The sequence below is a fragment of the Pseudomonas sp. GD04015 genome (assembly GCF_029837675.1).
In the GTDB taxonomy this organism is placed as follows: Bacteria; Pseudomonadota; Gammaproteobacteria; order Pseudomonadales; family Pseudomonadaceae; genus Aquipseudomonas; species Aquipseudomonas paralcaligenes.
Map to the genome: position 1 here is coordinate 84,204 of NZ_JAOEEE010000001.1, position 25,775 is coordinate 109,978.

23 protein-coding genes are annotated in these 25,775 nt (G+C 68.9%); 9 read left to right on the forward strand and 14 right to left on the reverse strand.

The features are described from left to right. Positions 1-98: 98 nt before the first annotated feature. A complete protein-coding gene (locus tag N7640_RS00365; RefSeq protein ID WP_279903284.1) occupies positions 99-365 on the reverse strand; it encodes a type B 50S ribosomal protein L31 in 267 nt (88 codons plus the stop codon). Between the two features lie 350 nt (positions 366-715). Between N7640_RS00365 and N7640_RS00370 the strand changes: the two genes are divergently transcribed. The 4 genes from N7640_RS00370 to N7640_RS00385 are packed head-to-tail and all read left to right on the forward strand — an operon-like array spanning position 716 to position 5,311. After that, entirely contained in the window at positions 716-1,111 is a 396-nt protein-coding gene (locus N7640_RS00370) for a DUF2946 domain-containing protein (RefSeq protein WP_279903282.1), read from the forward strand. Between the two features lie 55 nt (positions 1,112-1,166). After that, on the forward strand, positions 1,167-3,314 hold the full coding sequence (locus N7640_RS00375; RefSeq protein WP_279903281.1) for a TonB-dependent receptor: 2,148 nt from the start codon (positions 1,167-1,169) through the stop codon (positions 3,312-3,314). A gap of 9 nt (positions 3,315-3,323) precedes the next feature. Beyond that, positions 3,324-4,832, forward strand: coding sequence for a PepSY domain-containing protein (locus N7640_RS00380; protein ID WP_279903280.1), 1,509 nt, complete (start codon positions 3,324-3,326; stop codon positions 4,830-4,832). Then, positions 4,829-5,311: a copper chaperone PCu(A)C gene (locus N7640_RS00385; protein ID WP_279903278.1), complete on the forward strand. Its 483-nt coding sequence runs from the start codon at positions 4,829-4,831 to the stop codon at positions 5,309-5,311. Before N7640_RS00380 ends, N7640_RS00385 begins: the two co-directional genes overlap by 4 nt. 54 nt (positions 5,312-5,365) lie before the next feature. Here N7640_RS00385 and N7640_RS00390 read toward each other — a convergent pair whose 3' ends face one another. The 10 genes from N7640_RS00390 to N7640_RS00435 form a co-directional block, all read right to left on the reverse strand. Further along, positions 5,366-5,653: a HigA family addiction module antitoxin gene (locus N7640_RS00390; RefSeq protein ID WP_279903276.1), complete on the reverse strand. Its 288-nt coding sequence runs from the start codon at positions 5,651-5,653 to the stop codon at positions 5,366-5,368. 14 nt (positions 5,654-5,667) lie between these two features. Continuing rightward, the gene (locus N7640_RS00395; protein WP_279903274.1) at positions 5,668-5,946 is read right to left on the reverse strand and encodes a type II toxin-antitoxin system RelE/ParE family toxin; all 279 of its coding nucleotides are present in this window, start codon (positions 5,944-5,946) and stop codon (positions 5,668-5,670) included. Positions 5,947-6,022: 76 nt separating this feature from the next. Continuing rightward, the gene (locus tag N7640_RS00400; RefSeq protein ID WP_279903273.1) at positions 6,023-6,448 is read right to left on the reverse strand and encodes an NUDIX hydrolase; all 426 of its coding nucleotides are present in this window, start codon (positions 6,446-6,448) and stop codon (positions 6,023-6,025) included. Between the two features lie 24 nt (positions 6,449-6,472). Continuing rightward, entirely contained in the window at positions 6,473-7,009 is a 537-nt protein-coding gene (locus N7640_RS00405; protein WP_279903272.1) for a hypothetical protein, read from the reverse strand. 60 nt (positions 7,010-7,069) lie between these two features. Further along, entirely contained in the window at positions 7,070-7,915 is an 846-nt protein-coding gene (locus tag N7640_RS00410) for an amidohydrolase family protein (protein WP_279903271.1), read from the reverse strand. Continuing rightward, positions 7,912-9,042, reverse strand: a complete 1,131-nt coding sequence (gene ssuD, locus N7640_RS00415; protein WP_279903349.1) for an FMNH2-dependent alkanesulfonate monooxygenase — start codon at positions 9,040-9,042, stop codon at positions 7,912-7,914. The genes N7640_RS00410 and ssuD overlap by 4 nt, the downstream gene beginning before the upstream one ends. A 194-nt stretch (positions 9,043-9,236) precedes the next feature. Beyond that, entirely contained in the window at positions 9,237-10,337 is a 1,101-nt protein-coding gene (locus tag N7640_RS00420) for a sigma-54 dependent transcriptional regulator (protein WP_279903269.1), read from the reverse strand. Positions 10,338-10,346: 9 nt separating this feature from the next. Continuing rightward, on the reverse strand, positions 10,347-11,534 hold the full coding sequence (locus N7640_RS00425; RefSeq protein WP_220815534.1) for an acyl-CoA dehydrogenase family protein: 1,188 nt from the start codon (positions 11,532-11,534) through the stop codon (positions 10,347-10,349). 22 nt (positions 11,535-11,556) lie between these two features. Continuing rightward, a complete protein-coding gene (msuE, locus tag N7640_RS00430; protein WP_220815533.1) occupies positions 11,557-12,132 on the reverse strand; it encodes an FMN reductase in 576 nt (191 codons plus the stop codon). A 186-nt stretch (positions 12,133-12,318) separates the two neighbouring features. Next, positions 12,319-13,242, reverse strand: coding sequence for a LysR family transcriptional regulator (locus N7640_RS00435; RefSeq protein WP_220815532.1), 924 nt, complete (start codon positions 13,240-13,242; stop codon positions 12,319-12,321). Positions 13,243-13,568: 326 nt separating this feature from the next. Between N7640_RS00435 and N7640_RS00440 the strand changes: the two genes are divergently transcribed. The 3 genes from N7640_RS00440 to N7640_RS00450 all read left to right on the forward strand — a co-directional run bounded on the left by N7640_RS00440 (position 13,569) and on the right by N7640_RS00450 (position 18,020). Then, positions 13,569-15,962, forward strand: a complete 2,394-nt coding sequence (locus tag N7640_RS00440; protein ID WP_279903268.1) for a TonB-dependent receptor — start codon at positions 13,569-13,571, stop codon at positions 15,960-15,962. A gap of 242 nt (positions 15,963-16,204) precedes the next feature. Further along, positions 16,205-17,119, forward strand: a complete 915-nt coding sequence (locus N7640_RS00445; protein ID WP_279903267.1) for a TauD/TfdA family dioxygenase — start codon at positions 16,205-16,207, stop codon at positions 17,117-17,119. A 10-nt stretch (positions 17,120-17,129) separates the two neighbouring features. Further along, a complete protein-coding gene (locus N7640_RS00450) occupies positions 17,130-18,020 on the forward strand; it encodes a TauD/TfdA family dioxygenase (protein WP_279903266.1) in 891 nt (296 codons plus the stop codon). A gap of 795 nt (positions 18,021-18,815) precedes the next feature. Here N7640_RS00450 and N7640_RS00455 read toward each other — a convergent pair. Together N7640_RS00455 and N7640_RS00460 are read right to left on the reverse strand one after the other, a co-directional pair. Next, positions 18,816-19,895 (reverse strand): ABC transporter substrate-binding protein, encoded by a 1,080-nt coding sequence (locus tag N7640_RS00455; RefSeq protein ID WP_279903265.1) that lies wholly within the window; start codon positions 19,893-19,895, stop codon positions 18,816-18,818. Between the two features lie 49 nt (positions 19,896-19,944). Next, positions 19,945-22,197 carry a TonB-dependent receptor gene (locus tag N7640_RS00460; RefSeq protein WP_279903264.1) on the reverse strand — a complete coding sequence of 751 codons (2,253 nt, stop codon included), beginning with the start codon at positions 22,195-22,197 and terminating at the stop codon, positions 19,945-19,947. Between the two features lie 360 nt (positions 22,198-22,557). Between N7640_RS00460 and N7640_RS00465 the strand changes: the two genes are divergently transcribed. Together N7640_RS00465 and N7640_RS00470 are read left to right on the forward strand one after the other, a co-directional pair. Then, positions 22,558-23,628 carry a sigma-54 dependent transcriptional regulator gene (locus tag N7640_RS00465; protein WP_220815526.1) on the forward strand — a complete coding sequence of 357 codons (1,071 nt, stop codon included), beginning with the start codon at positions 22,558-22,560 and terminating at the stop codon, positions 23,626-23,628. A 110-nt stretch (positions 23,629-23,738) separates the two neighbouring features. Next, on the forward strand, positions 23,739-24,482 hold the full coding sequence (locus tag N7640_RS00470) for a class I SAM-dependent methyltransferase (RefSeq protein ID WP_279903263.1): 744 nt from the start codon (positions 23,739-23,741) through the stop codon (positions 24,480-24,482). 13 nt (positions 24,483-24,495) lie between these two features. On the opposite strand, the gene N7640_RS00475 is transcribed toward N7640_RS00470, so the two are convergent. Further along, positions 24,496-25,674 (reverse strand): MFS transporter, encoded by a 1,179-nt coding sequence (locus N7640_RS00475; protein ID WP_279903261.1) that lies wholly within the window; start codon positions 25,672-25,674, stop codon positions 24,496-24,498. Positions 25,675-25,775 lie beyond the last annotated feature (101 nt).

Genomic DNA, 25,775 nt, shown 5'->3' on the forward strand with positions numbered 1-25,775 from the left:
GGCAGATGGAGCGGCGAGCGGAGCTCGCCGATCTTTTTTTAATGACGTTATAGTGTTGCGTTATTGGCGCGGACCTATGAGGCCCGCATCACCGCGGATCAGCTCTTGCCGGCGGACGACACGAACCCGGCGAAGCGCTTCTGGAAGCCCGCGACCCGGCCTTCGCTCTTGGTCTGGCGCTGCTGGCCGGTGTAGACCGGGTGGGAGGCGCTGGACACGTCCAGGGCGACGTAGGGGTAGGTGTTGCCGTCCTCGTGGACGTGGGTCCGGTCGGTCTCCACGGTGGAGCCGATCAGGAAGAACACGTTGGCGGAGGTGTCGTGGAACAGGACGGGGCGGTAGGTGGGGTGGATGCCGGATTTCATGGGGTAGTCTCCATAATGTTATATAATAACAATACACTTGGATGAGAAATTCTTTCAATAGGTTCTTGGCATTCCGTGGGGCTTGGGCTGGGTGACGGTGGTTACAGGCGCAGGCTGTTTGCCGGGAGTGCTTGCCCTTCGGGGCCGCTGCGCCAGAGTCGCGCCGAGGGCAGTGGAGGGCGCGTGGGCTGGTCGTTCTTGGGGCGCGGACTCTGTCCGCGAACCAGAACGCAAAGGGCTTCGCGGGCAAGCCCGCTCCCTCGGAAGCGGAAGCGAGCCGCCGGACGGGTGTGCGACAAATCGCCAGCCCGGCTTTCGGCATCCCGGGGCCGGTGCTAGATTTCCGCTCCATGAAGCTCATTTCCCGCCACCGCGCGCTGACCACCTGGACGCTGTACTGCAGCCTCCTGTTGGGCCTGTTCGCCTGCGGCCTGCACCACGGCCAGGCTTCCGGCCTCGCCCTCAGCGGGCTCGGCGGCGGGTTCTGCTCGCTGGTCGGTGACAACGGCCCGAGCATCGACCTGGGCGACGCCTCCCACGGCGGCTCCGCCGTCCAGGCGATGGATTGCCCGCTGTGTTCCTCGTTCGGCGCCTCGGTGGCGGTCAATACCGCCGGCTGGGGCATCGACCTGCTGCCCGCCGCCGGCGGGCCCGCGCCCATCGCCACCCTGTGGGCGCAACCGCCGCCGCGCTTCCTGCGCCACAGCCTCAACCCCCGCGCCTCGCCCGCCGCCTTCCACGCATGACGCCCGGGGTCCGCCCACGCGGACCCGCACAGTTTCTTCTGCCTGGAAGCCAGATATGTCGCTGAAGTACACCTCGCTGGTGCTCCTGATGAGCACCAGCGCCATCGCATGGGCGGACCACGCCCCGTTGAAACTCGACGCCCTGACCATCGAGGGCGAGCAGGACAGACCCTCCGGCCTGACCCTCGACCAGCCGATCCGCACCGGCTCGCGACTGGGCCTCACGGCGCGGGAAACGCCGGCCTCGGTCAGCGTCTCCGACCGCGCCGTGATCGAGGAACGCGGCGCCAAGGACACCCAGGACGTGATCAACGCCATGACCGGCGTGAACGCCTCGGCCAACCCCGGCTACGGCGGCTTCGTCTCCTACCGCGGCTTCACCCAGAACCAGATCACCCAGCTGTTCAACGGCATCAACCTCGGCTACAGCAGCGCCACACGGCCGGTGGACGCCTGGATGATCGACCGCGTCGAGTTGATCGGCGGGCCGTCCACCTTCCTCTACGGTGCGGGCGCCGTGGGCGGCTCGATCAACTACATCTCGCGCCTGGCCAGCCGCGACGAGAGCCTGTTCGAGGGCCGCCTGCGCTACGGCAGCTTCGACGACTCCGAGGTCTCGCTGGGCTTCAACCGCGCCCTGGGCGGCGCCGATGCCCGGCACTTCCTGCGCCTGGACGTGAGCCGAGGCGACGGTAACGGCTACATCGACCGCAACCGGCGCGAGACCAACAGCTTCGCCGTCTCCCTGCTCAGCGACTTCACCCCGGACCTGAGCCACACCCTGGCACTGGAATACCTGGAGGACCAGGAAGACAGCCCCTACTGGGGCTCGCCGGTCCTGCGCGGCAGAGACACCCTGAAGATCGACCGCAGCCGCCGCTTCGAGAACTACAACGTCGGCGACGGCCGCTACGAGCAGCGCGTGCGCTGGCTGCGCTCGATCACCGACTACCACCTGGGCGAGGCCAGCAGCCTGCAGAACACCCTCTACCACTACGCCGCCCAGCGCGACTACCGCAACCTGGAGACATACGCCTACAACGCGGCCGGCGACGTGGTACGCTCCGGCGCCTACCTGCAGCGGCACGACCAGAACGTGCTCGGCAACCGCCTCGAACTGCGCCACGACGCCGCCCTGTTCGGCCTCGCCAGCCAGTGGTCGTTGGGCCTGGACTACTCGCGCATGCGCCAGACCCTGCACCCTACCGGCAGCGCCTGGAGCGACACGGTCGACCCCGACCGCTTCGACCCCGGCAGCTTCGATGACATCCCCGGGGTCAACGCCGGCCTGCGCAAGCAGCGCCGCCACGAGATCACCACCGCCGCCGTGTTCCTGGAAAACCGACTGATGCTGAGCGAGCGCCTGGCGCTGCTCACCGGTCTGCGCTACGACCACCTGGACATGGAGGTGACCAACTACGGCCCGGTGTCGCCCATCAGCCCGGCCTACTTCGAGCGCACCTGGGAGCCGCTCAGCGGGCGTGTCGGCCTGCTCTACGACCTCACGCCCACGGCCAACCTCTACCTGCAATACAGCACCTCCGCCGACCTGCCGGCTGGCGCCCTGGCCTCGGCCACCTACTCCAACGTCGGCCTGTTCGACCTCTCCGAGGGCGAGCAGTGGGAGGCCGGGAGCAAGTTCGATTTCCTCGACGGGCGCGGCTCGGCCACCGTGGCGCTGTACCAGATCGTGCGCCGCGACTTCGCCGTGCGCGATTCGAGCAACCCCAACCTCACCGTCCAGGCTGGCCAGCAGACCTCGCGTGGCATCGAACTGGCCGGCAAGCTGCAGATCACTCCCAAGCTGCTGGCCGAGGCCAACTACGCCTACGTCGAGGCCGAGTACGACCGCTTCAACGAGGCGGTCGGCGGCGTCTCCGTGTCGCGCAAGGGCAACACTCCGGTCAACGTGCCGGACAACGTCGCCAACCTCTGGCTGACCTACGACATCGCGCCGTCCTGGGCCGCCGGGGTGGATGTGCGTTACGTCGATGCGGTGTTCGCCGACAACGCTAACACCCTGGAGGCGCCGTCCTACACCCTGTTCGGCGCGTTCGCCCGCTACCGGGTCGACGAGCACACCGCCATCACCGCCCGCGTGCGCAACCTCACCGACGAGATTTACGCCAAGCAGGCCTACGGCAGCCAGTACTACATGGGGGCGCCGCGCAGCTTCGAGGTGGCGGTCGATACCCGGTTCTAGGAGGCGGCGATGAAGCGCTACCTGTACCTCTGGCACCGCTGGTTGGGCATCGTCCTGTGCCTGTTCATGGCGCTGTGGTTCGTGTCCGGCGTGGTCATGCTGTACGTCGGCTACCCCAAGCTGACCCCGGCGGAACACCTGGCCCACCTGCCCGAACTGCCGGCGCAGGATTGCTGCGTCGACCCGGCCCGGGCCCTGGCGGCCAGCGGCCGCGGCGACGCCCCGCAGGCGCTGCGCCTGAGCAGCGTGGCGGGCGGCCCGCGCTACCTGCTCGACTACGCCGACGGCACCCGCCTGGCGGTGGATGGCCGTAGCGGCCGGCGGATCGAGCAGGTCGACGCGGCCGCCGCGCTGGCCAGCGCGCGGCAGTTCGCCGGCGCCGCGCCGGTGCGCTACCTCGACCGCATCCAGGAAGACGCCTGGACCCGCTCGCGGGCCCTCGACCGCGACCGGCCGCTGCACCGGGTGCAGGTGGACGACGCGGTCGGCAGCCTGCTCTACGTCTCCGGCCGCACCGGCGCCGTGGTGCGCGACGCCAGCCGCACCGAACGGGCCTGGAACTGGCTGGGCGCCTGGCTGCACTGGCTGTACCCGCTGCGCGACAGCGCCTGGTGGACGCCCATCGTCATCTACCTGTCGCTGGCCGCCACTCTCATGGCCGTGCTCGGCCAGGCTGTCGGCCTGCTGCGCTGGCGCTTCGGCAAGCCCTACCGCAGCGGCTCGCGCTCGCCCTACACGGGCGGTTTCGCCCGCTGGCACCATATCGGCGGCCTGCTGTTCGGCCTGGTGCTGATCGCCTGGATCTTCAGCGGCCTGATGTCGATGAATCCCTGGCGCCTGTTCGCCAGCGCATCGACGCTACCGGCCGCCGCCTATCGCGGCGCCGAGCTGGGCGTCGGCAGCGATCCGCAGCCGGTGGCCGAGACCCTGGCGCGTTTCCGCCAGGCCGGGCTGGCCGTGCGCGAGTTGCACTGGCAGGTGGTCGGTGGCCGGGTCTACCGGGTGGCCTACGACGGCGCGGGCGACAGCCGCATCCTGCCGGTCGCCGAGGGCGCTGTCGTGCTGCGGCGGCTGCCCGCCGCCACCCTGGAAAGCGCCGCCCGCGTCATGCGGCCCTCCGGCGCCGTGCGCTTTGAATGGCTGGAGGACTACGACGCCTACTACTACCGGCGCGCCGAGCAGAGCATGTACGGCCACCAGAGCCGGCGCCTGCCCGTGCTGCGTGTGCGCTTCGACGACCCGGCCGCCACCTGGCTGCACCTCGACCCGTACAGCGGCGCGCTGCTGGAACAGCTAGACGCCCGCCAGCGCACCTCGCGCTGGCTGTTCAACCTGCTGCACAGCTGGGACTGGCAACCGCTGCTGGAGCGCCCGCGGCTGCGCGAGGCACTGATGATCGCCTTCAGCCTCGGCGGCCTGGCCATCAGCGTCACCGGCATCGTCCTCGGCTGGCGCCGCCTGCGCGGCCGCCGCCGGCGTATCCTGCGAACACTCATCCCCCAAGGAGACACCCCATGAAGCTGACCGGATTCCTCCTCCTCGCCACCCTGGCGGGCCTGCCCGCCCTGGTCGCCGCCCACGGGCACGACGATGGCGGCGCGCTGCACATCGACGCGCCCTGGTCGCGGGAAATGCCGCCCACGGCGCCCACCGCCGCGGTGTACTTCACCGTGCGCAACGAGGGCGGCGCCGACCGCCTGCTGGGCGCCGCGACCCCGGCCGCCGGCAAGGCGGAACTGCACGAGCACCTGCACCAGAACGGCATGATGAAGATGCAGCAGGTCACCGCCGTGGACATCCCCGAGAACGGCTCGGTGGCTTTCGCCCCCATGGGCTACCACGTGATGCTGTTCGACCTGCCGAAGCAGCACGCCGACGGCGACCGCTTCCCGCTGACCCTGCGCTTCGAGCACGCCGGCGAGGTACAGGTCGAGGTGCCGGTGCTGCGCGATCCGCCGGCGAGCCAGGGCCAGGGGATGCAGCACCACGGGCATTGAACCGGGAGCCCGGAGGGGCGTGAGAACGGGGTGGGTTGCACTCGCCCCGGCGCGTCAGGCCGCGTGATCGAGCCTGGCGATGGCCGGCAGCGGACGCTGGCGGGCCTGCCACAGATCGTAGTCGGCCTGGATGCCGAGCCAGAGGCGGGCGCTGCTGATGCCCGCCATTTCCAGGCGCAGGGCCAGGTCGGGCGAGATCGCGGTATGGCCGTGGAGCACCCGCGACAGGGCCTCGCGGGAATAGCCCAGGTGCCTGGCGAACGCGGTGACGCTCAGGCCCAGGGCGGGCAGTACATCTTCGCGCAGGGTCTCGCCGGGATGAGGAGGATTGTAGAGAGGCATGTCGGTTCTCCTGCTCAGTGGTAATCCAGATAGTCGACCAGCTCCACGTCCGAGCCGATGAAGCGGAAGATCAGCCGCCAGTTGCCGGATACCGTGATGGACCAGAAGCCGGCCAGGTCGCCCCGCAGCGGGTGGAGGCGCCAGCCCGGCACATTCAGGTCGCCGGGTACGGTGGCACGGTCGAGTATCTGTAACTGGCGTTTCAGGCGGGCGCCATGGGCGGCCTGGATGCCCCGGGTGTTGCCGGTCTCGTGGAAGAGGTGCAACCCCTTGTGCCTGAAACTGACGATCATCGTCTTGCCGCTCCCGATCCTTGGAAGGTCGAGGGATTGTGACTCTGCGGGTCACAGTTCGCAAGCGATCCGAGGTCTAGCGCAGCAACGCCGCCAGGCCATCGGGATACAGCGGCAGCTCGGCGGAGAACGAGTCGAGGGTGCGCCACCGGGCCTGGAAGGGTTCGCCGTTGCTTTCCTCGCCGGGCAGGAACGGCCGGTCGTACAGCGAGGCATCGGCGAACTCGCCGTCGTAGATCACCACCAGTTCGTGGCCGGGCTCGCCGTTGTAGATGAACAGGTTCTCCAGGGTGCCGAGCTTGCGCAGGTTGACGACTTCGGCGCCCAGCTCCTCGCGGATTTCCCGCACCAGGGCCTCGGCCGAGGTCTCGCCGAACTCGATGCTGCCGCCCAGCGGGCGGCAGTAGTCCTGACGCTTGATGGCGTCGTAGGCCTGGTTGACCAGGATGCGGTTGCCCTGGCGGAACAGGCAGAGCACCTTGGCGCGTATCTGGCGGGGCATGGGAATGGTCCTTGAATGGTGATGTCAGCGCCGGAGCAGGTCGGGCAGGGCGGCGATCAGGTTGCCGAGGTCCAGCGCGTCCTTGTCTTCCAGCGCCTGGCGGTTGGCCTTGTAGAGGAAGGTGATCAGCGGGTTGAGCAGGGCGATGCCGTCCACGCCGGTGATGGCGTGGCTGCGCTGCGGCCAGCGGATGCGCGGATCGCGGCGATAGTAGACCTCGTCGCCCTCGTCGTCGAACACCAGGATCTGCAGGACCCAGTGTTCCCGCGCGGGATCGCTGATCCAGATGTCGTGCACTCGCGCCGGCACCTCGCCACCGTCCCAGGCGCGGTGCTGGCCCGGCGGGTCGCAGAGGAACACCCGTTCGCGGCCGATGGCGTTCAGGCAGGCCGTCAGCCGGGAGCGGAACACGCCGATGTCGATGTCGCCGTGGGCGCGGGTCCGGCGGCCGAGGAGGGCGTCCACGGAGTGGCCGCCGCAGAGCACCCAGTCGCGGAAGTCTGCCAGGTGGGTCTGCAGCTGCGGGATGCTCGGGGATTGCCAGCGGGTGGGGATGTGCATGGGTGTCTCGTCCTCCGGGAGCGCGCGGCCGGGCGGCCGCGCATCACCCTAGCGGAGGTTTCACAGGCCGAACAGGCGCTCGGCGTTGCCGTGGAAGAACTTCTCCAGCACCTCGTCCTTCAGCCCCAGGCGCTGGGCGTCCTCGATGCTCTGGCGGATCGGGCGGAAGGTGTAGGACGAGCCGAACAGCAGCTGGTCGGCGAGGAAGCCGTTGGCCGCCTGCACGTAGCCTTCGCTGCCGGGCAGGAACAGGTACATGTCCGGCACCAGGGAGATGTTCTCGTAGCGGAAGGCCACGCCGATGGCCTGCTGCACGTTGGGCCAGTAGCCGTGGTAGGCGACGATGCGCAGCTCCGGGAAGGCGCGGGCCACGGCCGCCAGGCGGCCGGGGTCGTTGTAGGCCGGGTCCGGGGTGGTCGGCCCGCTCATCAGGAACAGCGGGATGCCGCGTTGCTGCAGATGCTCGTAGATCGGCCAGTACAGCGGATCATCCGGGTGCCGCGCCGGCTCGGCGAAGCCCGGCTCCAGGTCGATGCCGGCCAGGCCGAGCACGTCGATGGCGCGGTCGATCTCCGCCAGCGCGCCTTCCACGCCCTGCAGCGCCGGCTCCACTGAGCCGACGCCGAGCAGTTCGGTGTGGCCGTGGACGATGCCATGGATGCGATCGTTGGACAGGTGCTGGCCCGGCGTGTGGCGGCCGACCACCACCACCTTGTGCAGGCCGGCCTCGCGCACTTCGGCGAGGAAGCCCTCCTGGGTCAGCGAGCGCTCGAAGTGGTCGTCCGCGCCCCGGGTGCCCACGCGCCGGTTGAGCCAGCGCGCGGTGGCGTGCTCGGGCGAACCCGGCACGCCGCCGAAGAAGGGATGCAGGAAGGCCGGCCGGCAGCGCAGGTCGATGACCTTCATGCCACCTTCTCCTTGCCGGCGCGCACGTCGAAGGCACCTCCGGTGAAGGCGCCGTCCACGGTGACCTTGCCCTTGCCGGGCAGCAGCGGGAACACCAGTTCGGCGAAGCGGTAGGCCTCTTCCAGATGCGGGTAGCCGGACAGCACGAAGCTGTCGACGCCCAGTTCGGCGTATTCCAGCAGGCGCGCGGCCACGGTCTCGGGGGCGCCGACCAGCGCGGTGCCGGCGCCGCCGCGCACCAGGCCGACGCCGGCCCACAGGTTGGGTGCCACTTCCAGCTTGTTGCGGTCGCCGCCGTGCAGCGCGGCCATGCGCCGCTGGCCCTCGGAGTCCATTTTGGCGTAGTTGGCCTGGGCGGCGGCGATGGTGGCGTCGTCGAGGTGGCTGATCAGTTCGTCGGCGGCGGCCCAGGCGGCCTCGTTGGTCTCGCGCACGATCACGTGCAGGCGCACGCCGAAGCGCACGGTGCGGCCGTGCTTGGCGGCGCGCTCGCGCACGTCGGCGATCTTCTCGGCCACCGCGGCCGGCGGCTCACCCCAGGTCAGGTAGGCGTCCACGTGTTTGGCCGCCAGTTCGTGGGCGGCGGGGGAGGAGCCGCCGAAGTACAGCGGCGGATAGGGCTGCTGCACGGGCGGGAAGAAGTTCTGCGCGCCCTCGACCCGGAGGTGCTTGCCGGCGAAGTCGACGGTCTCGCCTTCGAGCAGGCGGCGCCAGATGGTGAGGAATTCGTCGGAGGCTTCGTAGCGCTCGTCGTGCTGGAGGAACACGCCGTCGGCGGCCAGTTCGGTGGCGTCGCCGCCGGGCACCACGTTGAGCAGCAGGCGTCCGCCGCTGGCCTGGTCCAGGCTGGCCGCCTGGCGCGCCGAGGCGGTGGGGTTGCCCAGCGAGGTGCGCAGGGCCACCAGCAGCTTGATGCGCTGGGTCACCGGCACCAGGCTGGCGGCGGTCACCCAGGGGTCGAGGCAGCTCGCTCCGGTGGGGATCAGCAGGCCGTCGTAGCCAAGCTGGTCGGCGGCCACGGCGATCTGCCGCATGTAGGCGTTGGTGGCCGGCCGGCCGCTGGCCGAGTGGCCCAGGTAGCGGGTGTCGCCGGAAGTAGGCAGGAACCAGAAGATATCCAGACTCATGATGTTGTCCTCGTTGCCATCGTCGATAGGGTGGGGGTGCACGCGTGGCATTGGTTTTTTCCTGGCCGTGTTTCCGTCATGTATCGCTTGCCTGCCTGTAGGAGCGAGCTCTGCTCGCGAAGCTTTTCATGTGGCCCTTCGCGAGCAGAGCTCGCTCCTACGGAAGGTGACGGGGCACGGCCTTTTCTGGGTGCTCAGATCGAAAGGTTGATGACCCGGCTGGCGGAGGGGCTCTCCACCGGCCGGCGCTTGTTGACCACCAGTTCGCCGATGCGGATCAGGTGGCTGCGGGTGATGTTGCGCGACAGCCCCAGCAGGTTGGCGGTGTGCACCTGGTTGTGGTGGCAGAAGCGGTAGGCGGCGCGCAGCAGGGCGTCCTCGACCTTCTCGTGCAGCGCTCCGCCCTGTTCCTCGAACAGCCGGTGGAAGGCCCGCAGCAGCTGCTCGTCGGCGCTCTCCGCGCGCGGCCGGTTGTCTTCCTCGCGCTCGATGCGCAGGTTGGACAGGTGCAGGTCCTCGGCGCGGATCAACTGGTCGCGGCAGATCAGCAGGGTGTGGTGGATAACGTTTTCCAGCTCGCGGATGTTGCCCGGCCAGTCATAGCCGGCCAGGCGCTGGCGGGCGTCCTCGCCCAGGCTGACTTCGGCGTAGCCCAGGCGCCGGCTGTACTCGGCGATGAAGTGGCGGGCCAGCGGCAGGATGTCGCCGGGCCGCTCGCGCAGCGGGTGCAGTTGCAGGCTGACCACGTTGAGGCGGTAGTACAGGTCCTCGCGGAAGTGGCCGGCGTTGATCGCCTTTTCCAGGTGCACGTTGGTCGCCGCCAGCACCCGCACGTTGATCTGGATGCTCTTGCGCGAGCCCAGGCGCACCACCTCGCGCTCCTGCAGCACGCGCAGCAGCTTGACCTGGATCGGCATCGGCAGGTCGCCGATCTCGTCGAGGAACAGGGTGCCGCCGTTGGCTTCCTCGAACCAGCCGGCCTTGGCCGCCAGGGCGCCGGTGAAGGCGCCCTTCTCGTGGCCGAACAGTTCGGCCTCCACCAGCGACTCGGAGAAGGCGCCGCAGTTGACCGCCACGAACGGGCCGTTGCGCCGGCCGCTGAGGTTGTGGATGTGGCGCGCGACCAGCTCCTTGCCCGTACCGGTTTCGCCGATGATCAGGACGCTGGCCTCGCTGGGGGCGACCTGTTGCAGATGGGCGAGCAGCGCCTGCGATCTGGGGTCTTCGAAGACCTGTGCGGTCGCCCTGATCGAGGTGGCCAGTGTCGGTGACGGAGGGAGGGTCAGCAGTTGCATGGGCGTGCCTTACGAGTAGAAGGACGGGGTAGGGCGCGTGCCGTTCAGTGCCCAGTCGCCCAGCTCGTGGATGCGGTAGTCCACGGGGTCGTGCAGGGTCTGGGTGCGCAGGTTGCGCCAGAAGCGGTCCAGGCGCAGCGAGGCGTGGGTGGCGCGCGCGCCGGTGACTTCGAACAGCCGGTTGCACAGGTCGAGCCCGTGGCGGGTGGCGGCCACCTTGGCGGTGCCGATGGCCAGCGCCAGCTGGGCGCGCTCCTCGGTGCTCAGCGCGTGCTCCTTGCTCCAGGCCTCGTCGAGCTGGGCGGCGGCGCGCTCGATCAGCAGGCGCACGCTCTCCAGGCCGACCCAGAACTCGCCGTAGTGGCGCAGGATGTACGGGTCCTCGCTGCTGTGGCGGGCGCTGGAGCGGAACCAGGGGCGGCTCTCCTTGAGGCTGTACTGGCGCGCCTCCTCGAAGGCGCCTTCGGCGATGCCGAGGAACAGGTTGGCGAAGTGCAGCTGGGCGATCAGCGGGCGCAGGCAGGCGAACGGCGTGCTCAGCGGGCCGGGGTCGAGCAGCAGCTCGCCGTGCTCGACCCGCACCCGCTCGAAGGTGGCGCTGCCGCTGTCGGTCTGGCGCTGGCCGATGTTGTCCCAGTCGTCGTGCAGGCTGATGCCGGTGCGGCCGCTGGGGATGGCGGCGATCAGCAGCTTGCCACCGGCGCCCTCGTCCACGGCAGAGGCGATCAGCATCTCCGAGTCGCTGGCGCCGGAGCAGAAGCTCTTCTTGCCGGAGAACTCGTACCAGCCGTCGAACTTCTTCACCACGGTGCGGGTGTCCAGCGGGTTGAGGGCGTTGCCCCAGAACCAGTTCTTGCGCGCGGTCTGCTCGAACCAGGGTTGCCACTGCTCGGGGCGGGCGAACAGGCGCACGGTGGCCAGCATCAGGTGCTGGAAGCCGAAGACGTGGGCGATGGAGCTGTCGACCCGGGCGAACTCGCGGTTCACCTCGAAGATTTCGCTCCAGCTGGCGCCGATGCCGCCGAACTGGGTGGGGATCGCCAGCGCCAGCAGGCCGCTGGCGCGCAGCGCGTCGCGCTCGGCCTTCGGCGTGCCGCCACGGGCGTCGCGCTCCACCGCGGTCTCGGCGAACTGGGCGGCGAGGCGGCGCGCGGTCTGCAGCGGTTTGAGGAGGGTGGGTTGCTGATTCAGGCTCATGGTCGTCTTCCCGCTCGGCTCGTCAGGCGATCTTGCGCAGCGCGGCGGCGCGCGGCTCGGTCGCGCCGCGCAGCACCTGGGCGGCCCGTTCGGCGGCCAGCTCGACGCGCGCCTGCAGCGCCGCGCTGGCGATGCGGTAGTCGTGGAAGTCGGCCTCGGCGGCATATACGCCGATGGGCAGGGTCAGCGCCTGGAAGAAGCTGAACAGCGGGCGCAGCTGGTGATCGATGACCAGTGCATGGCGCTCGCTGCCGCCGGTGGCGGCCAGCAGCACCGGAGTGTCGATCAGCGCGTGCTGGTCGATCAGGTCGAACAGGTGCTTGAACTGGCCCGGGTAGGAGCCGCGGTAGACCGGCGCGGCGACGATCAGCAGGTCGGCGCGCTCGATGGCGGCGAGCTGCGCTTCCACGTCGGCGGGCAGTTCGCCGCGCGACAGGGCGCCTCCGACCGGCCGGGCGATGTCGCCCAGCTCGATCAGTCGGCTGTCGAAGTCCAGGTGCCGGCCGAGGGCCTCGACCAGGGCCACGGTCAGGACCTGGGTGCGCGACGGGCGATAGGCTCCACCCGAGACAGCGACGACGTTGAAGGAGGTGCTCATGGTTGGTGTTCCTTTGGCAGGGGGCGGGGCCTGTTCCAGAGCAAGTCCCGTTCCATGCCGTTAAATCCTTGCCAATCAAAGGGTTGGCGTTTTTTCGCGCCGGGCGCGGCTGTTGTCTGGCGGGCGAACTGTTGATTCGCTGTTGCCCGGCGGACAGTTGCCCGGCTGTTGCTCCGGCAACACTCGTCAGGCCGCCGCCGTCTGGCTCTGCTGGCCGTCCAGCTCGATCAGCAGCTCGATCATCGCCTTGGCCGCCGGCGACAGGCGGAAGCCGGTGCGGGTGACGATGCCGCAGCGCGCCTGCAGGCTGTCCAGGTTGGTCGGCAGGTTGCGCAGGTGCAGTTGCACCAGCTCGCCGCTGCGCAGGTGCTGCCCCAGCGACTCGAAGGTGGCGATGCCGATGGCGTCGCTGCGCCGCACCAGTTCCTCCAGCAGGGGGAAGTGCTCGCATTCCAGCTGCGGCTCGAAGCTGGCCTTGCCGCTGAGGTTGGCCAGCGCCTTGCGCGCGCCCATGGGGATGCGCGTGGCGGCCAGCGGGTAGTCGAACAGGTCGTTGGTCGACAGGCTCTCCTTGATCAGCAGCGGGTGCCCGGGGCGGCAGAAGAACAGGCCGGGGCGCGGCCGCAGCGCCTGGGTCTGCACGCTGGGGTCGGACTCGAAATGGCGGATGTCGGCGATGAAGAACTCGATCTCGTCGCGCCCCAGGCTGCGGCTCAGGCTCTCCCAGTTGTTCACCTCGAAGCGCGCGCGGATGCGCGGGTAGCGCTGCATGAACTGCAGCAGGGCGTCCGGCACCAGGCGCGCGGCCAGCGCCGGGCCGCAGCCGAAGCGCAGCTCGCCGGCGTCGAGCTTGGTCATCTGGTTGATCTCGTGGGTCAGGTTGCTGGCGCCGCGCACCAGCGCCAGGGCGTGCTGCAGCACCACCTGGCCCTCGGGCGTCGGCCGCAGGTCCTTGCTGGCGCGGTCCACCAGCACGCAGCCCAGCTCGTGCTCCAGGCCCTGGATGCTGCGGCTGAAGGCTGGCTGGGTGATGCCCATGGCATCGGCCGCGCGGACGAAGCTGCGGTGTTCGTGCAGGGCGAGGAAATAGCGGAGCTGGCGCAGATCCATGATGCGTTACCGGCATTGAAAATATAGGACGAAGGCATTTGTGCCTTCCGTGGTGCAGGTTTTAAATGCAGGCTCTTATTCCGTCAATCTAAGTAAATTAATAAAACTAGATCAAAAAAGAATATGAATATGGCCGAGCAATCCGAGGGCACCGTCATGCGGGCATCCGTTTCCCCGTGGTCCGCGCCGCGCTGTCGCTGATCCGTTGCCGGGCCTTCCCGGCCCGACCACCACTACCCCCGACCGTTTCCGCCATCGCCCCGCATGCGCGATGCGGCCCGCTGCCGCCCGCATCCGGCGGCGGGCGATCAGCCAAGGAACACACCATGAGTCATCTCCGAACGCCGCAGACCCTCGCCAGCCCCCTCTCGCTGCCACGCTCCCGGCTGCTCTCGCCGCGGCGCCTGGTGGCACCCGAATATGCCCTGACCCTGCTGCTGGCCCTGGCCGCGCCGGGCCATGTGCTGGCCGAGGAGGCCGCTGCCGCGCCGGGCGTCGCCACGCCGGGCGCCGAGGAGGACGTGGCGCTGGGCAAGGTCACCGTCACCGCGCGCCGCCGCGAGGAGAACGTGCAGGACGTGCCGACCCCCATCACCACCCTCAGCGGCGCCACCCTGGAGCAGCAGAAGGTGTACAAGGTGCAGGACCTGCAGCAGGTGCTGCCCAGCGTCAACGTCGCCTACATCCACGCGCGCCAGTCCAGCGTCGCGGTGCGCGGCATCGGCAACAACCCGGCCAGCGACGGCCTGGAAGGCAGCGCCGGCATCTACCTGGACAACATCTACCTGGGCCGCCCGGGCATGGCCGTGTTCGACCTGCTCGACGTCGAGCAGCTGGAACTGCTGCGCGGTCCCCAGGGCACCCTGTTCGGCAAGAACACCACGGCCGGGGTGATCAACATCAGCACCCGCAAGCCGACCTTCACCCCCGAGCGCAGCGTCGAGATCACCGGCGGCGAGCGCGGCCTGTTCCAGGGCAAGGGCACCGTCTCCGGGCCGCTGACCGAGACCCTGGCCGGGCGCCTGTCGCTCTACCGCACCCGCGACGACGGCTACATCGACAACCGCCACGACGACCGCACCTTCGTCGGCGGCGAGCGCGAGGGCGCGCGCGGCCAGCTGCTGTTCGAGCCGAACGACGACTTCAGCCTGCGCTGGATCACCGACTACAACCAGGAAAACTCCACCAATGGCGTGTGGGCCCTGTACGGCGTCACCGACCGCTTCCGCGAGCGCGCCGCGCTGATCGGTGGCAACCCGCAGTACGACCCGAAGAAGCGCGAGGTCAATATCAACGGCGCACAGTCGGTCAACGTCTACCAGGGCGGCTCCTCGCTGGAGGCCAACTGGAACCTGGACGGCGGCTACACCTTCACCTCCATCAGCGGCTACCGCTACTGGCACTTCATCCCGCGCAACGACGTCGACTTCACCGAAGTCGACGCCTTCATCCACAGCGGCGTGGAGGTGCACGACCGGCAGTTCTCCCAGGAATTCCGCCTGGCCTCGCCCACCGGCGGCAGCTTCGACTACGTGGTCGGCGCCTACCTGTTCAACCAGAACCTGGGCAACAAGACCGAGCAGGACTTCGGCCCCTACGCCGACCCGTTCCTGACCGGCGCCAACCTCGGCATCTTCAACAACACCCGCACCCAGACCAACGGCAAGATCGAGACCGACAGCTTCGCCCTGTTCGGCCAGGCCAACTGGCACCTCAGCGACCGCCTCGACCTGACCGTCGGCGTGCGCGGCACCTACGAGGAAAAGACCGCGCGCCTGCACCGCTTCGCCCCGGACGGCGGCGCGGCCCTGCCGCCGGCGCTGGACGCCATCCGCCAACGGCAGATGGGCGCCCTCGACACCGGCGACTTCGGCCTGCACAACGCCGCGCCGTCCGGCCTGGTCAGCCTCAGCTACCGCTTCAGCGACGATCTGCTCGGCTACGCCAGCCTGGCCCACGGCGAGAAATCCGGCGGGGTCAACCTGGTGGCGCCGGTGGCCGGCTTCGGCGCCGACTCGCTGGTGGTCGGCCCGGAGCGCGCCAACGACGCCGAGCTGGGCTTCAAGAGCACCCTCGATGATGGTCGCCTGCTGTTCAACGCCAACCTGTTCTGGACCGGCATCCACGGCTACCAGGCCACCACCCTGACCACCCCGGCCGGCTCGCTGACCCCGGTGTCGGTGCTGGCCAACGCCGGCAGCGTGCGCTCGCGCGGCGTGGAATTCGAGGCCAGCTACCGGCCGTTGCGCGGCCTGACCCTGAACTTCAACGGCTCCTACAACGACGTCACCTACCTCAGCTTCGAGAACGCGCCGTGCCCGGGCGAGGTGAACACTGTCAACCCCAACGCCGTGTGCGACCTCACCGGCGAGCGGGTGGTGGGCGCCTCCAAATGGATCGGCAACGCCAACGGCGAATACACCTGGCAGCTCGACGGCGGCCTGCGCCCCTACGTCAACGCCGGCTACTCCTACCGCTCCGAGGCCGAGGGCACGCTGGACAACTCCGACCTCTCCAAGATCGACGGCTACGGCCTGCTCAACCTGGCCGCCGGCGTGCGCGCCGACCTGGGCGACGGCGAGCTGGACGCCTCGCTCTGGGTACGCAACGCCACCGACGAGGACTACTACCTGACCGCCTTCGCCATGGCCAACGGCGCCTACACCGCATCCGTGGGCCAGCCGCGCACCGCCGGCCTGACCCTGCGTTACGACTTCTGATCCTTAGCCCTGCTTACGATCTTTCGAGCAGCACGGTTCTTTTACTGAAACCTTGGTTTGCAATCCGTCACCCCGGCGCAGGCCGGGGTCCGGGAAACCGACAGGCGACTCGGCGCAGGCCACTGGATACCGGCCTGCGCCGGTATGACGGGCTTCGTAGCCTAGCGTTTTAGAGAAGGACCGAGCGGCTGGCAGGTTCGGAAAGATCGCAAACAGATTCTTCGCCCCCAAGGAGCACTACCATGAGCAACGCCGCAATCGCCGTACCTGCTTCCACAAAAGCCGCCGTACAACTCGACATCCACCCGGTCGCCGGCCGCATCGGCGCCGAAATCCGCGACATCCGCCTCTCCGCCGAGCTGGACGCGGCCACCGTGGAGGCCCTCCAAGCCGCCCTGGTCGAACACAAGGTGCTGTTCTTCCGCGACCAGACCCAGCTCGACGACCAGGCCCAGGAAGCCTTCGCCAAGCTGCTCGGCGAGCCGGTCGCCCACCCGACCGTGCCGGTGCGCGACGGCACCCGCTACCTGCTGGAGCTGGACGGCGCCCAGGGCCAGCGGGCCAACTCCTGGCACACCGACGTGACCTTCGTCGACGCCTACCCCAAGGCCTCGATCCTGCGCTCGGTGGTGGCCGCCCGGGCCGGCGGCGACACCGTCTGGGCCAACACCGAGACCGCCTACGACGACCTGCCGGCGGAACTGCGCGAACTGGCCGACAAGCTCTGGGCGGTACACAGCAACGAATACGACTACGCCGGCGTGCGCCCCAACGTCGAACTGGCCAGGCTGGAGGAATACCGCAAGGTGTTCGCCTCCACCGTCTACGAGACCGAGCACCCGGTGGTGCGCGTGCACCCGGTCAGCGGCCGCCGCAGCCTGTTGCTCGGCCACTTCGTCAAGCGCATCAAGGGCCTGTCGCGGGACGACTCGCAGCGCCTGTTCGACATCCTCCAGGGCCACGTCACCCGCCTGGAGAACACCGTGCGCTGGCGCTGGCGTGAAGGCGACGTGGCCATCTGGGACAACCGCGCCACCCAGCACTACGCGGTGGACGACTACGGCACCCAGGACCGCGTGGTGCGCCGTGTGACCCTGGCCGGCGACGTGCCAGTGGGCGTCAACGGCCGCCGCAGCCAGACCACCCGCAAGGGTTGAGGAGAACGCCATGAGCCACAACGTCACCGCCCTGCGCCAGCCCGCCGACGGCCTGCGCATCCAGCCGCTCACCGCGCCCCTGGGAGCCGAGATCCTCAATCTGGATGCGCGCGTCGACCCGACGCCCGAACAGGTCCTGGCCCTCAAGCAGGCCCTGCGCGACCACCACATCCTGATCTTCAAGCGGCAGCAGCTGGACGACGCCCAGTTCCTGCGTTTCACCTCCTGGTTCGGCTCGGTGTTCCAGCCGCACCCGGACTTCCCGGTGCTGTCCTCCGGGGCCGACGGCAAGGCGCCGGACATCGTCAAGGTGGCCAACACCGAGGACGGCGAACTGGGCAACTTCGCCCTGCCGGCGCACAGCGACCACCAGTGGACGCCGACGCCCTCGGCCGGCTCGCTGCTCTACGCCCTGGAAGTGCCGGAAGAGGGCGGCGAGACCCGCTGGACCAACCTGGCCCTGGCCTACAGCGCGCTGGACGAGGACACCCGGCGCGAGATCGACGGCCTCAAGCTGATCAACTACAACCCCTTCGTGCGCATCAAGAGCGGCGGCTACAACGGCGGCTTCGTCACCTACCGCACGCCGGACATCGAGCCGATCCAGGGCACCGAGCACCCTCTGGTGCGCACCCATCCGGAGAGCGGCAAGAAGCTGCTGTTCCTCAGCGTGCATACCGAAGTGGAGATTCCCGGCTACGACCCGGAAAAAGGCGCCGCACTGATCGCGCGCCTGCGCGAGCACCTGGGCGATCCGCGCTTTTCCTACACCCACACGTGGGAGGTGGGCGACATCGTGTACTGGGACAACCAGGCCACCCTGCACGCCCGCAACGCCTTCCCGGCCACCCAGCGGCGGCGCCTGAAACGCGTCAGCCTGGCGGGGAGCCGGCCCTTCTGAGAGGGGCTTCGGAGGCTTGATCCTCGGCGGCGTGCTCCCTGGTGGGGTACGCCGTTTTTGTTCGGGATGGGGGTTGCGGTCCGTAGGGTGCGCCGTGCGCACCGGCTTTTTGAGGCTGGGGCTTGGCCGATTACCGAGTAGCCCGGATGAAATCCGGGGGCGGTGTTGATCTGGTGCTTGGGTTTCCAGCCGATCGCTGTGTGCTTCGACACCCTTGGTTTCGCCATCCCCGGCGAGTTCTTTTTGGCAGTCGCCCGGATGGCCGGCCCCGCCGTACGGCCCTATGCCCAGCTCCGGGTGACTCGCTACGCTCGCCCTTCGGACCAGCCAGCGGCGGTTACTTCGCTGCGCTACGCTTCGTTCGCTCCATCGTCGCTCCGAGGGCCGGCTTGCAAGGGGCATCCATGGCCCTTCAAGCGGGGAGACCTAGTTCTCTCGCCGCATCCCTGCGGCTCGCCCCTCTCCGCAACGATTCTGCTCACCCTCCTGAAGGGGCGTTTGGTGTTGCCTGGCAGTCCGGGTAAAGCAGCTGTCTCGGGTGCTCGGGTGCTCGGGTGCTCGGGTGGTTGTAGGGTGCGCCATGCGCACCGCCCTCCGAGTCATCGGTGCGCACAGCGCACCCTACGCAGGCCGCTTGGCTTTTGTGGGAGCGAGCAAGCTGGCTCCTACAAGAAACAGGCTGTAGTCGGGTGAAAGCGCTGCTTTCATTCGAACGGAACGTCGGAATTGTCGGCACCACTGGTGCGCACGGCGCACCCTACAGAGGGGTCTCGGCCCATCACAAAGCCACTCCACTCAGGGCTGCCGAGCCACCGTCTCCGGGGCGTCCTGCCAGTAGTGTTCCAGCTGCAAGTCCTTCAACCCCTGCTCGACGAACCTGGGCTCGATCAGCGCGTTCACGTCGACATCGCTGCGGATCAGCTTGGCCTTGCGGCTGTAGGCGATGGCGTCGGCGTAGTGCTGTTTCAGCGCCTGGTCGTACAGCGGGGTGAAGTGCTGCGGCCAGGACTCGCCCTCCACCTCGCGCTGCAGCACGCTGAGCGGCTGGCCGGACTTCGACAGGTAGCCCTGGTAGGTGTCCTTGTTCTCTTCCTGGGAGGTCCAGTGGGCCGCCTTCAGGTAGGCATTGACCACCAGCTGGGTCAGTTCCGGCTGTGCGGCGACGAAGTCGCTGGCGCCCCACAGCTCGGCGCGCATCTTCCAGTCGCGCGGGGCCTGCTTGCTCGACCAGATGATCTTGCCGACCTTCTTGTCCTCCAGCAGGAAGGCGTCGCTGAGGGTGAAGAAGCCGTCCACCCGGCCCGCGCTGAGCGCCGCGCCGCCGGCCTGGGGGTTGAGGTTGAAGATGCGGAAGTCGCCGAAGTCGAGCTGGTTGGCCTCCAGCAGCTTGGCGAACGACAGCTCCCACGGCCGGCCCCGGTGCAGGGCGACGCGCTTGCCCTTGAGGTCGGCGATGGAGGTCGCGGTGGAGCCCGGCGGCACCACCAGGTAGACGTTGTTGCCGCTGCCGCCCGGGGCGATCAGCCGGGTCGGGATGCCCGAGGCGTTGGCGATGATCGAGGGCAGGTCGCCGTAGAAGGCGAAGTCGATGCGCCGGTTGGCGAACTCCTCGTTGACGAAGGTGCCGACCGAGGCGGTGGCCGCCGGCACCCATTCGAGCTTGACGCCGCGACTGGCCAGCTCCTGCTCCAGCCACTTGTCGCGGTCCATCACGTAGGCCGGGCCGTTGAAGGTGATCTGGCCGGCGTTGGCGTAGGCCACGGTGGCGATGCGCACGCTCTGCGGCGCGTCGGCGGCGCCCGCCTGGGCGGCGAGCAGCGCGGCCGGCAGCAGCGCCAGGCGGCGCAGCAGGCGGGTGAGGGGGGATGCTTGCATGGCGAGGTCCTCGCGAGGGCCCGCGCCCCGGGGGACGCGGGCGGGCGGATCAGAAGTCGGTGGTGAGGGAGACGCCCACGGTGCGCGGGTCGCCGAACATCACCGCGGCGGTCTGGAAGCCGCCCGGCAGGGTGTGGTTGCGGTATTCCTTGTCGGTCAGGTTGTTGACGTAGGCGGTGACGCGGGTGGTCTCGTCCGGCAGCTCGTAGGTGACGCTGGCGTTGCCCAGGGTGTAGCCGCCGCTGCGCATGTTCTGGCCCTGGTCGTTGGAGAAGAAGTATTGGCGGCTGCGGGTGTTCCAGTCGGTGGCGAGGATGATCGCGCCGCCGACGTTCAGCGGGATGCGGTAGTCGGCGCCGATCACCGCCGAGACGCTAGGCGCGCGGACGAACTTGTTGCCGGAGAAGTCGTCGTTGCCCGAGGTGTAGTCGGTGAACTCGGTGTGCAGCAGGCCGAGGGCGAAGTTCAGGTGCAGGTTGTCCAGCGGGATCGCCTCCAGCTCGAACTCGGCGCCGTAGGCTTCGCCCTGGGCGCCGTTGGCCAGGCGCGAGACGGTCTGGTTGTTGACCGCGGTGACGATGTTGAGCTGGATGTCCTCGTAGTCGTAGTAGAACAGCGCGGCGTTGGCGTTGAGGCGGCCGTCGAACCATTCCGACTTGAGGCCCAGCTCGTAGCTGGTCAGGTATTCCGGGTCCACGGTGGCGACGGTGGCCTGGTTGACCGCGCTGGTGTTGTAGCCGCCGGAGCGGAAGCCGTAGGCGTAGCGGAAGTAGACCCGCGCGTTGTCGGAGAGGCGGTACTCGGGCGTCAGGTCGTAGGTCCAGTCGCTCCAGGTGTTGCTCTCGTCCTGCACGGCGTTGACCAGCAGCGGGGTGGTGACGTTGCCGACCTGCCACCAGTCGCCGCCGGCGAAGCCGGCCTGGCCCTGGTTCTGCAGGCGGCGCAGGTCGATGTCCTTGGTCTCGCGGGTCCAGCGCAGGCCGGCGGTGAGGCTGAAGTCGTCGGTGAAGCGATAGGTGGTGCTGCCGAACAGGGCGTAGCTCTCGGTGCCCTGGTTGTATTTGCTGTTGTTGTAGGCGCGCGGGATGTAGGGGTTGTTCAGCGCGGCGGCGGCGCTTTCCGAGTTGAGGTCCTCGTCGAAGTAGTGGAAGCCGATCACCCAGTTCAGGCGGTCCTCGCGCGGCGAGGCCAGGCGCAGTTCCTGCGACCACTGCTTGCTGTCCACGTCGCTGTAGCTGCGTTGCAGGTCCAGCGGGGTGTTGTCGCTGTCGGTCACGCCCTCGCGCTGGAAGTGTTCGAAGGCGGTGATCGAGGTCAGCGACAGGTCGCCGAGCTGCCAGGTGAGGTTGAGGTTGGCGCCGGCCTGGTCGATGTCGGCGTCGTACTTGGCGTTGTAGTTGACCTTGCCCTTCTTCGGGTCGATGGCGTAGCCGAACTGGTTGGTGCCGTCCGGGCGCAGGCCGTAGCTGACGGTGCTGTAGCCGCCGGTGTCGTGGTAGTGGCGGGCGTGGAGGTTGAGGTTGGCCTCCAGGTCGTCGTTGATCCGCGCGAGGAACTGCAGGCGCACGGCGTCGTCTTCCAGGGCGCCCTGGTCGTCGTTGTCGTTGAGGTTCTCGTTGTAGCCGTCGCGGCCTTGGTGGCGCAGCGACAGGCGCGCGGCCAGGCGGTCGTCGACCAGCGCGTCGCTGATCGCGCCTTCCACCACGCGGTCGGCGTAGTCGCCGAGGCCGACCTTGAAGTAGCCGGAGCGGTCGAAGGTCGGCTTGCGCGAGATGAAGTTGATCGCGCCGGCGGTGGTGTTCTTGCCCCACAGGGTGCCCTGCGGGCCGCGCAGCACTTCCACCCGCTCCTGGTCGAACAGGGGGAAGCCGCTGGCGCTGATGTTGGCGATGTAGACGTCGTCGACGTAGATGCCCACCGGGCTCACGGTGTTGGCGTTCTGGTCGCCGCTGCCGAGGCCGCGGATCCACCAGCGCGGCCGGCCGTGGCCCTCGGTGGTGCCGGCCGAGGCGTTGGGGATGAAGCGGGTGATCTCGTTGGCCGATTGCAGCGAGGCGTCGCGCACCTTGTCGCCGCCGAGCACGGAGATCGAGCTGGGGACTTCCTGCACGGTCTCCTCGCGCTTCTGCGCGGTCACCGTCACCTTGGCCAGGGTCGGCGTGCTGGTCGTCGCCTCGACGGCGGCGTCGGCGTCCGTGCCGGCGGGCTGCGTCTCGGCGGCCTGCGCCGTCGCCAGGTAGGGGCCGGCGAGGCCCCCCAGGGCCAAGGCGATGGCGGTGGATAGAGCGGTACTTCTGAACATGGAGCCCCCAGTCTTGCTTTTGGTCCCGTCGCCGAAGGGCGGCGACGCGATGCGATGTCGTGTTGGGCGGCCGCCGTGAGTGGGGCCGCCCTGGCTCTATCGCAACAACCGTACCGGGCTGCTGATCCAGTGTTGATATTTTTCAAGTCATTGAATTTGAAGATAAATTTTTTGTATCGAAGGACGCGACCGGCTTCGGTCGGTTACTGCCAGGCCAGCAATGGCTGCTGGTGGATTGCTGCTGGGGAAGCAGCTTTTCATTTATCTCTAATAGGAATAACTAAATGAATATTGATGATTTTTTATATATAAGAGATTCATGCACTATCGGCGCACCTGGCTTCCAACGGACTCGCCGACATGTCACTGCTTACCCATCCCCAGGCCCGTGAACTGACCAAGTCGGTGCGTGCCACCGTCCTGGTGTTCAAGGACCCTCGCTCGCAGGAACTGCTGAGCCGCATCGAGCGGCTGGCGCCGAGCGAAGCCAACGCGCTGATCATCGGCGAGACCGGCACCGGCAAGGAGTTGGTGGCGCGGCATATCCACCACCTCAGCCGGCGCGGCAAGTCGCCGTTCGTGGCGGTGAACTGCGGCGCCTTCCCGGAGAGCCTGGTGGAGAGCGAGCTGTTCGGCCACGAGAAGGGCGCCTTTACCGGCGCGGCCACCAGCAAGGCCGGCTGGTTCGAGGCGGCCAACGGCGGCACCCTGTTCCTCGACGAGATCGGCGACCTGCCGCTGAACATGCAGGTCAAGCTGCTGCGCGTGCTGCAGGAGCGCGAGGTGGTGCGCCTGGGCTCGCGCACCCCGGTGCCGATCGACGTGCGCCTGGTGGCCGCGACCAACGTTAACCTGGCCGACGCAGTGGTGGCCGGCCACTTCCGCGAGGACCTGTTCTACCGCCTGCACGTGGCGACCATCCGCCTGCCGCCGCTGCGCGAGCGGCCGGGGGACATCCTGCCGCTGGCCGAATTCTTCCTCAAGGAGCATTGCCAGCGGCTCGGCTACCAGTCCGCCACGCTGAGCCAGGAGGCCGAGCGCAAGCTGCTCGGGCACAACTGGCCGGGCAACATCCGCGAACTGGAGAACGCCATCCACCACGCCCTGCTGGTGTGCCGCAACCAACTGGTGCAGCCCGGCGACCTGCAGCTGGTCGACGTCCGCTCCAGCCTCGGCCGCGCGGAACTGCCCGGGCCGGTGGCGGCCGCGGCGGACATCACCCTGGAAGCGGCGCTGGAGGCCCTCTACGAGCGCAACCTGCCGGAACTCTACGAGCACATCGAGGAGACCCTGTTCCGCACCGCCTACCGCTTCTGCCACGGCAACCAGCTGCAGACCTCGCGCCTGCTGGGCATCAGCCGCAACATCGTGCGCGCGCGGCTGGAGAAGATCGGCCTGCTGGAGAGCCTGCCGCGCAGCGTGAACAGCTGACGCGGGCGGCGTCGCCCGGGGGCAAGGCGGGGGCGGCTCGTCCGTTGGCGGCGGGAAGCGGGCGGGACTGAGGTACCATGCCGCGCCGAAACCTCCGCCGCTGGCCGCCTATGTCCACCAACGCGCTGTACACCGACCTGTCCGCCTACTACGACCTGATGTGCGCCGACATCGACTACCAGGCGCAGAGCCACAGCGTGCGCCGGCTGCACCAGCTGTTCGGCAACCAGGGGCTCGAGCACCTGGACCTCGCCTGCGGCACCGGCCCGCATGTGCGCCACTTCCTCGACTTCGGCTACCGCTGCGCCGGCCTGGACATCAACCCGCCGATGCTGGACCTCGCCCGGCAGCGCTGCCCCGAGGCGCGGTTCAGCGCGCAGGACATGGCCGATTTCACCGTGGACGCGCCGCTGGACCTGATCACCTGCTTCCTCTACTCCATCCACTACAACGCCGGGCTGGCGCAGCTGCGGCAATGCCTGGCCAGCGTGCATGCCGCGCTCGCCGAAGGCGGGGTGTTCTGCTTCAACGCGGTGGACAAGCGGCAGATCGACAACCGCTCGTTCGTGCGCCACAGCGTGGAGCACGAGGGCAGCCGGTTCGCCTTCGGCTCCGGCTGGTACTACGGCGGAGAGGGTGACCGCCAGGCGCTGCGCCTGAGCATCGAGAAGACCACGGCCGGCGTGACCCAGGCCTGGCAGGACGAGCACGCCATGGTCGCGCTGGACTTCGCCGAGCTGCAACGGCTGTTGCGGCCGCATTTCGAGGTGCATGTGTTCGCCCACGACTATGAGCGGATCACGCCTTGGGACGGCGCTGCCGGGAATGCGCTGTTCGTCTGCGTGAAGCGCTGACCGGCCGCCTGATTCAGTGCGGCGTGAGCCGCTCGCGGGTGGCGAGCAGGCGCGGTAGCGGCAACGCCACCAGCGCCGCCACGGCCAACAGCGCGGCGCCGAACAGCGGCAGCTCGGCCAGGCCGTAGTGGGCGCTGAGCCAGACGCCGCCTAGGAAGGCGCCGCTGGCGTTGCCCAGGTTGAAGGCGGCGTGGCTGAGGGTGGCGGCCAGGCTGGCCGACTCGCCGGCCTGTTCCACCAGCAGCAGCTGCAGCGGCGAGGACACCGCGAAGCTGGCCACTCCCCAGGCGAACAGCAGCGCCAGGGTCAGCACCTGCGAGGCGCCGAAGGCGTAGTACACCAGCATGCACAGCAGGCCGCTGCCCAGGGCCAGCGGGATGGCGTGGCGCACGCCGCGGTCGGCCAGGCGGCCGCCGAGCAGGTTGCCCAGGGTCAGGCCGACGCCGAACAGCAGCAGCGCGCCGTTGCTCTGCGACGGGCTGAAGCCGCTGATGTCGCGCAGCAGCGGGGCGATGTAGGTGAACACGCTGAACAGCGCCACTGACGACAGGCTGCACACCAGCAGCGCGTGCAGCACCGGCCGGCGCAGGATGCCGGCCCAGGCGCCGTGGGTGCCGTGCATGGGCGGCGCCACCCTGGGCAGCCACAGGGCCTGGGCGAGCAGCGCGAGCAGGCCGATGCCGGCGACCACGGCGAAGGTCACCCGCCAGCTGGTGGCCTGGCCCAGCCAGGCGCCCAGCGGTACGCCGAGCACGTTGGCGATGGTCAGCCCGCTCAGCACCAGGGCCATGGCCGAGGCGCGGCGGTGCAGCGGCGCCAGCTCGGCGGCGAGCAGGGTGGCGCAGCCGAAGAAGCCGGCATGGCTGAAGGCGGTGAGCATGCGCATCGCCAGCAGCCAGTGGTAGTCCGGCGCCAGGGCGCAGCCGAGGTTGCCCAGGGCATAGGTGCCCATCAGCCAGAACAGCGCCTGCCGGCGCGGCAGGCGGCCCAGCAGCGGGCCGAGCAGCGGCGCGCCGATCACCACGCCCATGGCGTAGGCGCTGACCAGCAGGCCGGCGTCGGCCAGGCTCACGCCCAGGTCGGCGGCCACCTCGGGCAGCAGGCCCATGATGATGAATTCGCTGCTGCCGACGACGAAACCGCCGAGGGCGAGGGCCAGCAGGGGCAGGGAGAGCAGGGTACTGGGGTGCATGGATCATCCGGAAAACGACGCCGCCGCGCCGATGATCGAGATCGAGGGCGCGGGGGCAGGGCAGGCAGGAAGGCGGCGATTATGCCCTATTCGGCCCGGGC